This is a genomic window from Clostridium cadaveris (assembly GCF_020911725.1).
Lineage (GTDB): Bacteria > Bacillota > Clostridia > Clostridiales > Clostridiaceae > Clostridium_X > Clostridium_X cadaveris.
In genome coordinates, this window is record NZ_CP076620.1 from 2,631,607 (window position 1) to 2,646,234 (window position 14,628).

The 14,628-nt window shown below is 29.3% G+C and carries 16 protein-coding genes; 9 read left to right on the forward strand and 7 right to left on the reverse strand.

What is annotated here, in order from left to right:
• Positions 1-53 precede the first annotated feature (53 nt).
• Positions 54-500: a peptide-methionine (R)-S-oxide reductase MsrB gene (gene msrB / locus KQH81_RS12560; protein ID WP_027639205.1), complete on the reverse strand. Its 447-nt coding sequence runs from the start codon at positions 498-500 to the stop codon at positions 54-56.
• Between the two features lie 294 nt (positions 501-794).
• Here msrB and KQH81_RS12565 point away from each other — a divergent pair, with 294 nt between their 5' ends.
• The 5 genes from KQH81_RS12565 to KQH81_RS12585 are packed head-to-tail and all read left to right on the forward strand — an operon-like array spanning position 795 to position 3,744.
• Entirely contained in the window at positions 795-1,466 is a 672-nt protein-coding gene (locus KQH81_RS12565; protein WP_027639206.1) for a hypothetical protein, read from the forward strand.
• A complete protein-coding gene (locus KQH81_RS12570; protein ID WP_035770898.1) occupies positions 1,466-1,870 on the forward strand; it encodes a GNAT family N-acetyltransferase in 405 nt (134 codons plus the stop codon). Before KQH81_RS12565 ends, KQH81_RS12570 begins: the two co-directional genes overlap by 1 nt.
• Before the next feature lie 58 nt (positions 1,871-1,928).
• The gene (locus KQH81_RS12575; RefSeq protein ID WP_027639208.1) at positions 1,929-2,681 is read left to right on the forward strand and encodes a methyltransferase domain-containing protein; all 753 of its coding nucleotides are present in this window, start codon (positions 1,929-1,931) and stop codon (positions 2,679-2,681) included.
• Between the two features lie 51 nt (positions 2,682-2,732).
• A complete protein-coding gene (locus KQH81_RS12580; protein ID WP_027639209.1) occupies positions 2,733-3,266 on the forward strand; it encodes a DUF7010 family protein in 534 nt (177 codons plus the stop codon).
• A gap of 25 nt (positions 3,267-3,291) precedes the next feature.
• Positions 3,292-3,744 (forward strand): NUDIX hydrolase, encoded by a 453-nt coding sequence (locus KQH81_RS12585; protein WP_268254235.1) that lies wholly within the window; start codon positions 3,292-3,294, stop codon positions 3,742-3,744.
• Positions 3,745-3,883: 139 nt separating this feature from the next.
• Here KQH81_RS12585 and KQH81_RS12590 read toward each other — a convergent pair whose 3' ends face one another.
• The 5 genes from KQH81_RS12590 to KQH81_RS12610 are packed head-to-tail and all read right to left on the reverse strand — an operon-like array spanning position 3,884 to position 8,897.
• Positions 3,884-4,672 (reverse strand): ABC transporter ATP-binding protein, encoded by a 789-nt coding sequence (locus tag KQH81_RS12590; RefSeq protein ID WP_027639211.1) that lies wholly within the window; start codon positions 4,670-4,672, stop codon positions 3,884-3,886.
• Positions 4,669-5,661, reverse strand: coding sequence for a FecCD family ABC transporter permease (locus tag KQH81_RS12595; protein ID WP_027639212.1), 993 nt, complete (start codon positions 5,659-5,661; stop codon positions 4,669-4,671). The genes KQH81_RS12590 and KQH81_RS12595 overlap by 4 nt, the downstream gene beginning before the upstream one ends.
• 19 nt (positions 5,662-5,680) lie before the next feature.
• Positions 5,681-6,589: a heme ABC transporter substrate-binding protein IsdE gene (gene isdE, locus KQH81_RS12600; RefSeq protein WP_027639213.1), complete on the reverse strand. Its 909-nt coding sequence runs from the start codon at positions 6,587-6,589 to the stop codon at positions 5,681-5,683.
• Positions 6,590-6,598: 9 nt separating this feature from the next.
• Positions 6,599-7,168, reverse strand: coding sequence for a class D sortase (locus KQH81_RS12605; protein WP_027639214.1), 570 nt, complete (start codon positions 7,166-7,168; stop codon positions 6,599-6,601).
• Between the two features lie 58 nt (positions 7,169-7,226).
• Positions 7,227-8,897: an NEAT domain-containing protein gene (locus tag KQH81_RS12610; RefSeq protein WP_230028357.1), complete on the reverse strand. Its 1,671-nt coding sequence runs from the start codon at positions 8,895-8,897 to the stop codon at positions 7,227-7,229.
• 163 nt (positions 8,898-9,060) lie between these two features.
• Here KQH81_RS12610 and KQH81_RS12615 point away from each other — a divergent pair, with 163 nt between their 5' ends.
• Positions 9,061-9,783, forward strand: coding sequence for a helix-turn-helix domain-containing protein (locus KQH81_RS12615; protein WP_051196280.1), 723 nt, complete (start codon positions 9,061-9,063; stop codon positions 9,781-9,783).
• A gap of 43 nt (positions 9,784-9,826) precedes the next feature.
• Here KQH81_RS12615 and KQH81_RS12620 read toward each other — a convergent pair whose 3' ends face one another.
• Positions 9,827-10,453 (reverse strand): PHP-associated domain-containing protein, encoded by a 627-nt coding sequence (locus KQH81_RS12620; protein WP_027639217.1) that lies wholly within the window; start codon positions 10,451-10,453, stop codon positions 9,827-9,829.
• Between the two features lie 313 nt (positions 10,454-10,766).
• Between KQH81_RS12620 and KQH81_RS12625 the strand changes: the two genes are divergently transcribed.
• The 3 genes from KQH81_RS12625 to KQH81_RS12635 all read left to right on the forward strand — a co-directional run bounded on the left by KQH81_RS12625 (position 10,767) and on the right by KQH81_RS12635 (position 14,581).
• Positions 10,767-11,831, forward strand: coding sequence for an extracellular solute-binding protein (locus tag KQH81_RS12625; RefSeq protein ID WP_099336263.1), 1,065 nt, complete (start codon positions 10,767-10,769; stop codon positions 11,829-11,831).
• 74 nt (positions 11,832-11,905) lie between these two features.
• Positions 11,906-12,880: an ABC transporter ATP-binding protein gene (locus tag KQH81_RS12630; RefSeq protein WP_230028358.1), complete on the forward strand. Its 975-nt coding sequence runs from the start codon at positions 11,906-11,908 to the stop codon at positions 12,878-12,880.
• A gap of 18 nt (positions 12,881-12,898) precedes the next feature.
• Positions 12,899-14,581, forward strand: a complete 1,683-nt coding sequence (locus KQH81_RS12635; RefSeq protein WP_027639220.1) for an ABC transporter permease — start codon at positions 12,899-12,901, stop codon at positions 14,579-14,581.
• Positions 14,582-14,628: the final 47 nt, after the last annotated feature.

Here is a 14,628-nt window from a genome sequence, read left to right on the forward strand (position 1 = left end):
TTTCTCTACAAATTTCAACACATCTGTATATATAAGCTCATTAATAGGGAAAACTATATGTATTTTAAAAACTCTTCATAACCTTCATCTTTCATTTTATCCTTTGGAATAAATTTTAAAGAAGCAGAATTAATACAGTATCTTAACCCTCCCTTTTCTTCTGGTCCATCACAAAATACGTGTCCCAAATGAGCATCTCCATTTTTGCTTCTCACCTCAGTACGAACCATACCATAGCTTTTATCTATATTTTCTTTTATCACAGTTCTAGAAATAGGACTTGTAAATGCTGGCCACCCACATCCTGAATCAAACTTATCCTTTGATGTGAATAGAGGTTCTCCAGTGGTTATATCTACATAGATTCCTTCCTCAAATAAATCATCATATTCATTAACAAAAGGTCTCTCAGTGGCATTTTCTTGAGTAACTCTATATTGTATCTCTGTTAAAATTTCTTTTAATTCTTCTTTGCTCTTTTTTTCATATTTTTTATCCATAATACACCCCTTACATTTATATTATTTGTATATACTAATCCTTTTCTTTATTATATACAAATAATATTTAAAGCATCAAAGTTTAATAAAATCATAAGTTGCTTTATTTAATTAATGTTAGAAAAAAAGTATCTTAGAAATGTATTTGTTAATTTATAACTTATTAAGTATAATATTGTTAACTGGAATTCATAGTAAAGTAAAAATTTATTAACTTATTAAAAATAGTGAGGTTTTGAAAGGAAAGACATCTGTCATATTATTCAGAAAAAATAAAATTTCTAGGAGGATTTTATGAATAAAGAATGGTCTGAATTAAATAAAAAAACTCAATTACAAATAAAGAAAAAAGATACCTTCTATTTAGGCATTGAAACCTTAATTATTTTAAGGAAAGAATTAATGAAGCAGATACTTTATTTTAAAAATGTGTTAAGTAGAGAAAATTTTAATGCAATTCCATTTATAAACGCAAATGGTTATCATAGTAAAACAATCGCTTATTCTCTATATCATATTTTTAGAATAGAAGATATTGTTGCTAACTCTTTGATAAAAAAGGATGTTCAGATATTTTTTCAACATGATTATTGCAATAGAATGAAATCGTCAATTATTACAACTGGCAATGAATTAGTAAAACAAGAAATCTCAACCTTCTCTTCTAAGTTAGATTTAGATGAGTTGTATCAGTATATTTATGATGTAGATGTTTCTACAACAAACCTATTAAAAGAACTTTCCTATGAAGATCTAAAAACTAAAATGACAGAAAAAGATAAAGAAATGCTTCGTTCACTAAAAGTTGTAAGCGATGATGAAAATTCAATTTGGTTAATTGATTATTGGTGTAGTAAAAACATACAAGGTTTAATTCAAATGCCATTTTCAAGACATTGGATAATGCATATTGAAGCTAGCATTCGTATCAAAAACAAAATATTTGAAAAGGAGAAATTAATATAATGATTACTTATAAGGAATTTGATTCGTCCATGATTGAATCAGTAAAGAATATTTATAAAAAAGAATCTTGGAATGCTTATTTAAATGACGATGAAAAACTAATAAGAGCATTTGATAATTCATTATATACTATGGGAGCATTTGATGATTTTAGACTTATAGGTTTTATCAGATGTGTTGGAGATGGAGAACATATTTTGATGGTACAAGACTTAATTATTGATCCAGAATATCAAAAACGTGGAATTGGGACATATCTTTTTAATTCTATAATGCAAAAATACTCTACAGTAAGAATGTTCATAGTTTTGACTGATATAGAAGATGTAGTTGACAACAAGTTTTATAAGTCATTTAACCTAAAAAAATTGGAAGATATGAATATCATAGGATATATGAGATAAATAAACATAATAAATTATGAAAATATTAAATTACTAGTAATTATCAAGAGGTGTTTTTATGGATTTTAGGAAGGTTTTCGATGGCATTCCTGAAGAATTTGATAAATGGAGAACTCGTTATTGTGATGAACTTTTCTTAGATCTTATTGAGTATTCAAAGCTTGATTCTAGTAAAACCTCCCTGGAAATTGGTCCCGGAACAGGTCAAGCTACCGAGCCAATATTAAAAACACGCTGCTCATATTTAGCAATTGAACTTGGTGAAAACCTTGCAAAATACACACAAAATAAGTTTAGTTCATACGATAATTTTGAAATTGTAAATGCTGATTTTGAAAATTATGATTTTGATAATCGCCAATTTGATTTAGTTTATTCAGCTGCCACAATTCAATGGATTCCAGAAGAAATTGGATTTTCAAAAGTTTATGATATCCTAAAAAGCAAAGGAACTTTTGCAATGATGTTAACTCGAACAGATGAAAAAAGTGATAATGAACTTTTGTATTCAAGAATACAGAAAGTATACTCTGAATATTTTCGTCCTGAAAAAGAATATACATGCAATTTAAATTACAACAATACTAAAAAATATGGTTTTACTGATATCAAATGCTTTACTTATCACAAAATAAGAGAACTTAATGCTGATGAGTATATATCATGGATAAGTACACATGCTTCTCATTTAACTCTTACTGAACCTTATAAATCAAATTTTTACACTGGCATCAAGGAAGCTATTTTAAGTTTTGGTAATAATATAAAGCTTTATGACACGATAGTTTTGTATTTAGCAAAAAAGCCTTAATAGTATTAAGGCAAATACAATCTAATAAATTATTTATATGGAGGATTTATTATGAATTTAGACGAATTACGCTTAGATTGTGCGGTTAAACAAAAAAAAGGATTACATTTCATATTAGCATCTATCATTATTTGGTTTGCTGTATTAATCATTCATTTAACATCACTACCTATTTTAACTAAAAATTTATTTACATTTTTCTGTACAGCCCCACTAATGCCTTTAGCATTCTTAATATCCAAACTAGTTAATATAGATTTTCAAAACAAAGAGAATCCCTTAACTAATTTAGGGGTTCTCTTTTCTGCAAATCAAATGCTATACTTATTGATAGCTATGTGGATATATCCAACAGTGCCTGAAAAAATGCTAATGGTACTAGCAATGATTTTTGGAGCGCATTTGTTACCATATAGCTGGTTATATAAATCTAGGTCTTATATGTTTTTATCTATTGTAATTCCAATTTTATCACTTATCGTTGGCTTAAATTTTGCCCCTTATGTACTTGCAGCATTGATGATGGTAATAGAAATTTTATTTAGTATATGTCTCAAAATAGAAAATAAAAATCTTTCGATATAGAGTTATATTTAAAACAGATCATTATATTTTCAGTTATAGGGTTGCTGGAATATTGATCCATAATGGCAAAGTTCTATTACAAAGACCTCAAAATGATACAGTATATTCAATTCCAGGTGGTCATGTTGCCCTTGGCGAAACAAACGAAGAAACATTAGTGCGTGAATTTAAAGAAGAAATAAATGCAGATATAAAGGTAGATGAATTACGATGGGTTGGTGAAATATTCTTTCCATGGGGAGATAAGCCATGTCATCAGATATGTTTATTTTATAATATATTGCTAATGGATAAGATAACTATACCTCTTGATGGAACATTTTTAGGGACAGAGCAATTAGATGATGAGTCATTTAAATTAGAATTCTCTTGGATTGATACTAAAGACATAGAAACTATAGAATTATATCCTATTGAAGCAAAAAAATATCTTACTCAGGGATTAAATAAGGTAGAACATTTTGTTTATGTGGAATGATAATATCATATATAAAAAGCAATCCGTTATTTAAGTTTAACAGATTGCTTTTTTCTTATCTTTTATATATTTTCTTAAGATTTTTCAGATTAAAATGAAGTCCATCAATTCTAAACCCATTATACTTTTTATGAAACAATTACATATTGCATACGCTTTCTACAGGAATAAAATAACTTCTTTTAATATCTTCATCTGTCTTTATTATACCATTTACTCCGTAAACTCTTTTTATTATATTACAATTTATAACCTCTTCACTTCTTCCTTGCGCTATTATCTTTCCCTCATTCATAATTATGATATTATCGCTATATTGCAGTGCCTGGTTTATATCATGGAGTACCATTAAGACAGTAGTTTTATTGTCTTTATTTAACTTCTTAACTATATCTAATACTTGAATTTGATGATATATATCTAAGTAAGTGGTTGGCTCGTCCAAAACCAATATATCAGTCTTTTGTGCTAATGCCATAGCTATAAAAGCTCGCTGCCTTTCTCCACCTGACAAGCACATGACTTCTTTATCAAGAAATTTTTCCATGCCGGTTGATTTGATAGCCCAATGAATTATCTCTTCATCTTCATCATTAAAGCCTTCAAATGCTTTTTTGTATGGCATTCTGCCGTATTTAACAAGCTCATAAACTGTTAAATCACTTGGAACTGAGTTTTGCTGATGGACAGTAGATATAATCTTAGCTAATTCTTTATTTTTTATCTTTCTTATATCTTTTTTATTCACCAGTATATCACCACTTATACTTTTATTTATTCCGCATAGCAAAGAAAGTAATGTTGATTTTCCACTTCCGTTTGGTCCAATTATCGTAGTAATTTTCCCTTCCTCAATATTTAAGTTTAATTTTTTTATAAAAGATTTCCCTTCATAAGAAAAACTTATATTTCTTGCTTCTAGTTCTATTTTAAATCACTCCTCCTCAAAAGATATAAGAAGAATGGTGCCCCTATTATTGACATTATAATTCCTACTGGAATTTCATTAGGCTTCATAATTCCTCTACCAAGAGTATCCCCTAAAAGTAGAAGTATCCCTCCTACTATTCCAGAGAATGGAATTAAATATTTATGATCTGATCCTATAATAATTCTGCACATGTGTGGAACTATCAGTCCAACAAAGGATATTGTTCCACCTATAGCTGTTGATACACTTGATAAAAACACTGCAACTCCTGTTATAAATATCATTTGAAAATCCGTATTTACCCCTAAACTTTTGGCATTCTTTCTACCTAAACTAATAATATTACAGTTTTTGCTTAAAAATAGAGCTGCTATTATTCCAAGAAAAGAATAGAAAAATAGGATTTTTAAATCATTTACTTTTATTGTTGCCAAACTTCCCGTGAGCCATCGTTGGATGCTGTTTCCTCCTATACCTGCACTTGTGGTCATAAGAGAAGTTATTCCTCCTAGAAGTGCATTTACTGCTGATCCAACTAGAACGATACGAATAGGTGATAATTCTCTTTTAAAGGCAAATGTATAAACAACAGCACAGGATATTGCTCCTCCCATAAATCCCATGAGCGGTCTAACCATATTAAGAGATGGTATAAAAATCATTATCAGAACTGTTACAAGGGAAGCTCCTGATGATATACCTGTTATATAAGGATCCGCTAATGGATTTCTTATTACGGCTTGTAAAAGCACACCTGCAACTGCAAGATTGCATCCAATCAATACTGCAGATAGCACTCTTGGAACTCTTATGTCTTTTATTATCTTTATATTACCTTCATTAGCATTATTTAAAAATCCCTCTACTAATTCACTGAAAGATATATTTATACTGCCAACCTTTAAAGAGTATAAAATAAGCCCTGCCAATATTAATAAGGAAGCGACTATATATATTCTTTTCTTTTTTTCACTTATTTTCTTCATATGCCACCTTATATTTCTTTTACTTATATATTATGTCACTTAAAATATCCAATGCTTCTATTACTTTTAAGTTCGCACTCATTCCAAAATAAGTTCTATCTAAAAATTCTACCTTTCCATCCTGCACTGCTTTAATATCTTTCCATGCAGCATCAGTATTTAATGTCTCTTTAAATTCTTTTTCAGTCTTTTCCGGCATTGCATGGGTCATAACTATGATTTTGTCAGGATTCATTTGGGATAAAGCTTCTCTACTATATGAAACAAATGGTCCAGAAGTTTCTTTTACTACATTTTCTCCTCCAACAATTTTAACTAAATTACCAATATAACTTTCCTCTGTAGCAAGCATATTCACTCCACCTGGAGCCGCAAAAACTATCATTATATTTTTAGCTGATTGCGATGATTTTGATGAATCTTTAAAAGAATTCTCCTTCTCTTCTAATTCTTTTAAAATCTTGTCTCCATCTTCAACTTTATTAAATCTTTTTGCTAAATCTTTTATGCTTTTCTTTAGACCATCTACGCTATCTAAATCTACAAATATACTTGGAATATTATTTGATTCAAATAGATTTTTATAGTCTTGTCCAAGAGTATCTGTCGCAACTGTAACTGTTGGATTTAAAGATTTTATTATTTCCATATCTGGATTCATTGGATTTCCTATTTTGGTAGCTTCTTTCGTAGAATCAGGAAGAGTATAGGAGGTTTCGGGAACCCCTGCTAATTTCACTCCTAATTTATCTAATATTTCAACTACAGCTACAGATGTAGCTACAACAGTATCTTTCTGCTCCTCAACAATTGGTTTATCATCTTCTTTTTTTATATTTTTATCAGTTTTTTCCTCATTGCTGCATGCAGACATAGTAAGTGCTGTAGCTATGGCAATAAATAATGTGATCATTCTTTTTATTTTCATATTTTCCTCCTATTTTAAAACTCCTTTAACAATCAATCTTTCTTTTCCTTTTGCTGTACATGTAACTATAGTGATTTCTTTCTTGTCACTATATCCATTTAAAACACTTGTTTCTTCTGGCTCTACTACAAATTTATCTACAACTTCATAAACAAAGTTTCCGTTTAATGCATCTATTACAATTTTATCTCCATTTTTTATTTTATCTATTTCATTAAATACATTTGTATACACAGTGCTACTATGTCCTGCTATTGAAAAATTCCCATTTCCACCAGGCATTGCTGTATTATTGAAATGGCCTATATTATGGGTTATTTCCTCGTTTTCTACTCCCTCGACTATAATTCCCTCTATATTTAAACTTGGAATACTTAGTTTGCCAATTTTATCACCAGATTGTATATTTTTATAGACATCGCTAGATTTGATATTATTGGATTTAATATCAGATACTTTTGACTCTAGCTCACTTTTACTTTTATTTTCTTCTATAAAGTTAATTAGCTTAAAACTAAAGGCTGATATTAAAATAATAAAGCCTGCTAAAATTAAAATATTGGATTTTATTTTTTTCATAATATCTCCCTTAGATATTTAAATTTAAAAAAGGAGAAAATTCTCCTTTTTATTAATCTTATTTTTTCTTTCTTAGATAAGCTCCTGATCCAATCAATGTTGAACCTAACATAAACAACAAACTGCTATCTACCATTCCTCCAGTTTGTGGAAGAGTCTTAACGGAATATTCTTTTATAAACTTTAATGTATCTTTGTTTAATGTCACATCAAACTCTACATCTCTGCCCATAGGTGCTACATACATTTTTACTTTTATTCTTGCATCTAAATTTGGAATTTCAAATCTAAATGTAGCTTTCTTTCCGTCATCTGACACTTTCTTATACGATATCTCCTGATTATTTATAAAAAATCTATGTTTGCTCATATATTCTATGCCACTAAAAGTTAGATTTAAATATCTTTTACCTTCCACTTCCTCTATATAGGATAACTTATCAAGATATTGTCTTGCCATAGACTGTCCTATAGAATTCTTATCTTGGTAATGAACCTCATTAGTTATAGAATATAGTTTTCCTTTTACAACCTTTATTTCAGTTTTATTTTCATCTACACTTGGTTTTGTTTCAGTAGTTCCTGGATTAATAGTTTCTTCTTCTGGCTTTGATGTGGAAGTATCATCAATTTTTGTAAGCGTATTTTCCAATAGCGAAGTTTTAAATGTAGTTGTTCTTCCCATAATGCTAACCGCTACGCTAACTCTTATATCAGAATTAATGGAAGGAACTTTAATAACAGCCTCTGCTTTTTCTCTATTTAAGTCCACTTCAACTTCTTTGCCATCTACAGTGATATTAACATCTCCAATAAATTTAAATTGATCTTTATTGAACTTTAGTGTCAATAGTTTTTCATCATCTTTTATTTCTAAAAACGAAACTTCTTCTAAAGTCTTTCTAGCCATTTCATTACCAATTTGAGCATTTCCATCGCCTATATATTCAACAGTATTTTTTATAGAATATTTTCCTTGCTCTAAATTATCTTTAACTATATCTTTTACTGTAACACTAACTTTTTTTCTTGTTTCTAATCCGGTCTTATCTACAGCTTTATACTCAACATCATATGTTCCAGCTTTTATTGCTACATTTCCTTTTAAGAATTTGCTTGTATCTGAAACAATTTCTACATTAACTTCTCCATCTTCTTTATCAGAAGCTTTAACTTTATCTAACAAATTCAAACTATCTCCTATGGTTATGCTTATATCACTTGCTTCTATAGTTGGCGCCTCATTTTCTAGTTCCATAGTACCTATATCTTGAGTTACATAAAATGATACTTTTCTATTCATCATAGTTATGAACATGTCCACTCTTAACTTTTCATTTATAGAATCTGATTCAAATGTGGCAGATTTTTTTTCATCATTTATTTTTGCCTCTAATTCCTTATCTCCCGAGAAAATTTTTATATCCTTCATAAACTGATATAGCATATCATTAAAAGAGAATGTAATCCTATATTTTCCGTTTTCGATCTTAACATTAGTATTCTCTTTCAAGGCATTTCTTGCCATGCTGTTTCCTGTTTCATTAGATGGGTCTATATATTCTGTTTTATTTTTAACATGGTATATTCCATCTTTATATCCACTTTTATGCTCAATTCCGATGCTTCTATTTCCTTCTGCAGCATACACTTTAATAGGAGCCGTTCCTAAAACTACTCCCATCACCAATGCACCTGCTATCAATTGCTGTATTTTTTTACTAATCATTTTTCTCCCCCTTATTCTTGACTTTTCCAATTAAATAATTGATAATTATTTATAATTGATAATCATTTTCATTAATATTATTGTACCATGTTTTTTCCTTAACATTTTGTACAATATTACTTTTTATTAATACAATATTACTTTTATATAAGGAGATTTTAAGGTGTGTTCAATTAATTATGTTTGTAAATTGTTTAATACTTGTACTAACATTCCTATAAAAGCTTTTGATAAAAATTATAATCAATTAGGAGAATCTGGTCATACTAAAGATAGTTTAGAAATATTAAAAAATATTCATCTTAAAGACAGGCTTCTAACATGTACTTTTCACTCAAACTCATATGTTATCTGTCATAAAAATAATATTATAATTCCATTAATTAGATTAGATACACCGTCAAAAGATAATATTTATTTTGCAATAGGACCATTCTATGTTGATTTAGCTATACCTAAATATAATATTCCTTTAAGAAGTAGAGATTGCATAAGTTATTTGACACAATTCATATTATTAATTTTTGAAAAAAATTTTTTAACATCCTCAAATGGCGTAAATTATTCTATCTATGTCATAGATACTATAGATTATATCCATCAAAACTATAGTAGCAATTTGAATGTTGATACTATATGCAGACATATTAAAATCAGCAAAAATTATCTTTGTAATATATTTAAAAAAGAAACAGGTGATTCTATCATAATGTTTTTAAATAAGTATAGAATTGAAAAGAGTAAGAATTTTTTGAAAGATAGATCTTATTCAATACTAAATGTGGCTATTTCTGTAGGTTTCAAAGACCAAAGTTATTTCTGTAGAACCTTTAAAAAATACACAGGCATATCACCATCAGAGTATAGAAATCAATTTTTATCATAAAAAATAAGGAAGTGATTACTCCACTTCCTTACATATATCAATATTAAAATTCATCTACCACTTCATAGTGGTCTTCCTTCCATATAGCTGGTTTACTTTTTTTGCTTTTCATTACTCTTATAAAATCTTCTAATGTAGTAACGTCTTCTGGAATCCAAGTTACATATTTTCCCACTGCAGATTCCCAGTGAGAATCACTAGCTCCTACCATCTGTAGTCCAAGCTCTTTACAGTATTTTAGAGCCTTTCTATTAGCTTCCATATCAGTACTTCCATTTAAAACTTCAATTCCACCTAATCCTTTAACAGTCTTTAAGTTTTCTTCAAGTCCTCTATTATTATTTCTAAAAGGATGACATGCTACGCAAAATCCATTTTGTTCATTCACCAAATCTATAAACTTCTGAGCTTCTATTCTTTTCTCTGGAAAGCTGTCTATTCCCCAAGCTGTTATATCTCCTTGAAGAGACAAATATTCAACGCCTACAAAAATAGGAAATCCAATTTTCTTTGAACAATCTTCAGCGAATTCCTTTAATCCCATGCTATCATGATCCGTTATACAAATAGCATCAAGTCCTTTTTCTTTCGCTAATTCGACTATACGTTCTAATTTTAAAAAGCTGTCTTTCGAACAAGTTGACTCATGCATATGTAAATCTATAAGCATAAAAATAACTTCCTTTCAAATTATCTATAAATATATATCATATTTTGAGAAAGTATATCATGTTGGACAACCTAAATCAACATGTAATCACCTAGATTATGTAAAAAATATATCAATATTATATTTTTCTATATATATATAATTATCTATAGAAAATTAAAATATATAAATTTTCTAAACATGTTGCATATATAATAAATTTTAGTTAGACTTTAGACGTAGATATTACAATTTTCAATGTTTTACGAAATATTTTGTATATTCATGAAACATTCTTAAGAAACTAATATAAAATCGATTACGAGGTGGCAAAATGAAAAAATTAAGAATTGTATCTTTCTTATTGGCTGCTACTATGGGTCTTACTTTAGCAGGATGCGGAACCAGTAAAAAAGATGAAACTGCAGATAAAGATGCAAAATTAGAAGAAAATTTAGTGATCTATTCAACACATCCAGAAAACTTACTTCAAGAAGTTTCAGATGCATTTACCGAAAAAACTGGTGTAAAAGTTGAATTTGTTAATTTAAAAGGTGAATTAGCTGATCGTGTTAGAGCAGAAAAGGAAAATCCTCAAGCAGATATAATGTTTGGAGGTGCATCTTCATTATTTATGGAAATGACAAATGAAGGTCTTTTTCAGTCAACAACTCCATCTTGGGCAAGTGAACTTGACCCAATGTTTAAAGATAAAGATGGAGCATGGTATGGAACAATAAAGACTCCTGTTATGATGTTCTATAACACATCAATGTTATCTAAGGATAAAGCTCCAAAAGATTGGTCTGATCTTACAAAACCTGAATACAAAAACTTAATAGTTTCAAGAGATACAGCATCATCTTCTATACGTTCAACTTTAATGGCATTGATATATGGCTATGAAAAGGAAGGCAAGATTGACGATGCATGGACATATCTTAAAGGTTTAGACGCAAATATGAAAAATTACTATAATAATGATACTATGTTATTCCAAGCTATAGGTAAAGATGAAGCTGCTATAGGATTTTCTGTATTAAGTGCTATAACTCAAAATAAAGATAAAAATAACATGCCTTTAGAAGTCATAGATGCTAAAAGCGGTTCTGTTGTAATAACAGATGGTATAGCAGCAATAAAAAATGCTCCTCATCCAAATGCAGCAAAAGCTTTTGTTGAATTTGCAGGAAGCGCAGAAATGCAGTCTAAGGTAGCTAATGATTTTGGTCGTATACCAACATTAAAATCTGCTCTTAAAGATTCTCCTGAGTGGATGCAGACAGAATATAAAGCTATGGACACAGACTGGTCTGTTGTATCTAAAAATCAAAGCCAATGGCTTCAAAAATTTGATAATGAAATATTAGATGCAAATAAAAAGGTTACTAAAAAATAATATAACAGCTTTAAGCCGAAAATAGTAAGGAAGAAATTCCTCACTATTTTTTGTGCTATAAAAAAGGAGATATTATGGGAAAAGTTATTTTAAAAGATATAAATCATAGCTTCGGAAAAACCGAAGTACTTCATAATATAAATTTAGAAATACAAGATGGCGAACTTTTTACTCTTCTAGGGCCTTCTGGATGTGGAAAGACTACGCTTCTTAGAATTATTGCAGGTTTCATAAAGCCAACAACGGGTTCTATTCTTTTAAATAAAGATAATATAACGTCTCTTCCATCTGAAAAAAGAAATATAGGAACAGTATTTCAAAACTATGCTCTTTTTCCAAATATGAATGTAGAGGACAATATTCTTTATGGATTAAAAATAAGGAAACTTAATAAAACTGAATTAGATCATCGTCTAAAACATTATCTTGATTTGGTTGGAATGTACGAATATAGAAAGAGAAAAATATCAGAGCTATCTGGTGGACAACAGCAAAGAGTTGCACTTGCTCGTTCTTTAGCAATTGAGCCTAATGTGCTTCTTTTAGATGAACCAATGTCGAATCTTGATGCTGCTCTTCGAGAAAAAATGAGAGAAGAAATTCGTAGTCTCCAGCAAAAACTAAAAATAACCACTCTTTTTATAACTCATGATCAGAGGGAAGCACTTTCTATTTCAGATAAAATTGCCGTTATAAAAGATGGTAGATGTATTCAACAGGGAACTCCAGAAGAAATATATAATTCTCCTATAAATGAATTCGTTGCAAACTTTGTTGGTGAATCTACTATATTATCAAAAGATGAAGCCTCTGCTTTTGGAATAAAGACTGAACAAAATTCTCTTTATATCCGCCCTGAAAAATTTAAGCTTCTTCCAATAGATAATAGCTATGGTCTTGAAGGAAAAGTATTAAAAAAGACCTTTAATGGAGGTTTTATCGAATACAAAGTATCTGTTTCAAACAAGGTCCTTTCTATAATTCAATTAAATGATGGACATATAAAAAATGTTGGTGACTTAGTTAAAGTTACATTAATTAATTATTAATAGAAAGGATTGGTAGTTTTGAATAAAGAAAGCTTGCTTTTAAGACGAGTTTTAAAAGTAATATTTTATTTTGCTGTGTTTTGGTTCTTAATAGGATTTGTTTTTTTACCAATGCTAAATACGGTATTTTCAAGTTTTGAAACTGATAGCGGCATGAATTTTGGAAATTATATTGAATTTTTTAAAAATCCCAATAGCTTTCAAATAGTTAAACAAACCTTTATAATGGGACTCTTTACTGCAATTATCTGTGGCTTAATAGGAACCGCATTGGCTTTTTACATGAGTTTTGTAAAAGTTAAAAATAAAAAACTTATTAATGCCCTTTTGCTAAGTCCTATGATGGTGCCAGGATTAATAATTGTAATTGCATTTATTCAACTATACGGAGAAAGCGGAATAATAACAAAGGCATTGCAATGTATCTTTAATCTTTCAGAAGTTCCATATAATTTCAATGGTCTTAGCGGTATCTTGTTTGTTCATGCTTGTACTCAATACACATATTTTTATTTAAACACTTCTATAGCTTTGAAATATGTAGATTACTCTACTATTGAAGCAGCGAGAGGTATAGGTGCTTCTAAAATAAAAATCCTATTTACTATAATAATTCCATCAATAGCTCCAGCTTTATTGTCTTCGGCTATAGTGACGTTTATCTCTGGAATAGGTTCCTTTTCAGCTCCTAATCTCATAGGTGGAGGTTACAGGGTTTTAACTACCCAAATAGTTCGCTCAAAAGCAAATAATTTTATGAATATAGCATCCCTTCAAGTGGTTATACTGCTTATTATGGGGCTATCAGTAATGATGATTATTCAGTATTACGAAAAGAAATATACTTTTGAATCATCAGTAAGAAATGTTCCAATTGAAGCAAAAGAAATTAAAAATCCTGCTTTAAGATACATCTTGAAAATACTCCTGACAATAATCCTATTAGTCATCATACTCCCAATAGCAGGAATAATATTTTTATCCTTTGCAGAGAAAGGATCAATGATGGTAGAAATCTTCCCTAAGGAGTTTACTTTTGATAATTATATAAAAATATTTTCAACAGCCAGAGTATTAAAACCTTTTATAAATAGTATCACAATGTCATTTATAACAGTAATAGTTTTACTTGTAATTACATTGCCATTATCATATTTTCTGGCCAAAAATAAAACTAAATATAATTCAGTTGTGCTATTTTTAGCAATGCTTCCTTGGGCTATGCCTGTGAGTACTATTGGAATCAACCTAATTAATTCCTTTAATGTGAAAAATATATTTTCATTCAATACATCACTTATAGGAACCTTTTGGATTCTTCCACTAGCTTATATAATAATTTCTCTACCATTAATGATAAGAACTAACAAGATAGCCATGGAAAGCTTCAATATTTCACTAGAACATGCATCTAGAAGTCTTGGTGCAGGACCAGTCAAAACTTTTATAAGTATTACAGCCCCTGTAGTTATGCCAGCTATAATTTCAAGTGCTGCTTTAGTATTTATCCGTACTATAGGTGAATATACCTGTTCTGCTCTACTATATGGAATATATAATCGTCCGATTTCTATAGCTATGGTAAGTTCTATGCAAGAGTATGACATTGAGCTGTCAATGGCCTATGGAACTTTGACCATCCTTGTATGTCTTATGGCTATGTTTATAATAATGAAATTTGATAAAGAAAAGACTATCTAGAAAAAACACAGTAAAATTACGAACTAATGCTAACATAAAAAAGAGAT

Excerpts from the sequence above, each read along its gene's own strand:
- msrB (WP_027639205.1), bottom strand. The coding sequence starts at position 500 with ATGGATAAAAAATATGAAAAAAAGAGCAAAGAAGAATTAAAAGAAATT.
- KQH81_RS12565 (WP_027639206.1), top strand. The coding sequence starts at position 795 with ATGAATAAAGAATGGTCTGAATTAAATAAAAAAACTCAATTACAAATA.
- KQH81_RS12570 (WP_035770898.1), top strand. The coding sequence starts at position 1,466 with ATGATTACTTATAAGGAATTTGATTCGTCCATGATTGAATCAGTAAAG.
- KQH81_RS12575 (WP_027639208.1), top strand. The coding sequence starts at position 1,929 with ATGGATTTTAGGAAGGTTTTCGATGGCATTCCTGAAGAATTTGATAAA.
- KQH81_RS12580 (WP_027639209.1), top strand. The coding sequence starts at position 2,733 with ATGAATTTAGACGAATTACGCTTAGATTGTGCGGTTAAACAAAAAAAA.
- KQH81_RS12595 (WP_027639212.1), bottom strand. The coding sequence starts at position 5,661 with ATGAAGAAAATAAGTGAAAAAAAGAAAAGAATATATATAGTCGCTTCC.
- isdE (WP_027639213.1), bottom strand. The coding sequence starts at position 6,589 with ATGAAAATAAAAAGAATGATCACATTATTTATTGCCATAGCTACAGCA.
- KQH81_RS12605 (WP_027639214.1), bottom strand. The coding sequence starts at position 7,168 with ATGAAAAAAATAAAATCCAATATTTTAATTTTAGCAGGCTTTATTATT.
- KQH81_RS12610 (WP_230028357.1), bottom strand. The coding sequence starts at position 8,897 with ATGATTAGTAAAAAAATACAGCAATTGATAGCAGGTGCATTGGTGATG.
- KQH81_RS12620 (WP_027639217.1), bottom strand. The coding sequence starts at position 10,453 with ATGCTTATAGATTTACATATGCATGAGTCAACTTGTTCGAAAGACAGC.
- KQH81_RS12625 (WP_099336263.1), top strand. The coding sequence starts at position 10,767 with ATGAAAAAATTAAGAATTGTATCTTTCTTATTGGCTGCTACTATGGGT.
- KQH81_RS12630 (WP_230028358.1), top strand. The coding sequence starts at position 11,906 with ATGGGAAAAGTTATTTTAAAAGATATAAATCATAGCTTCGGAAAAACC.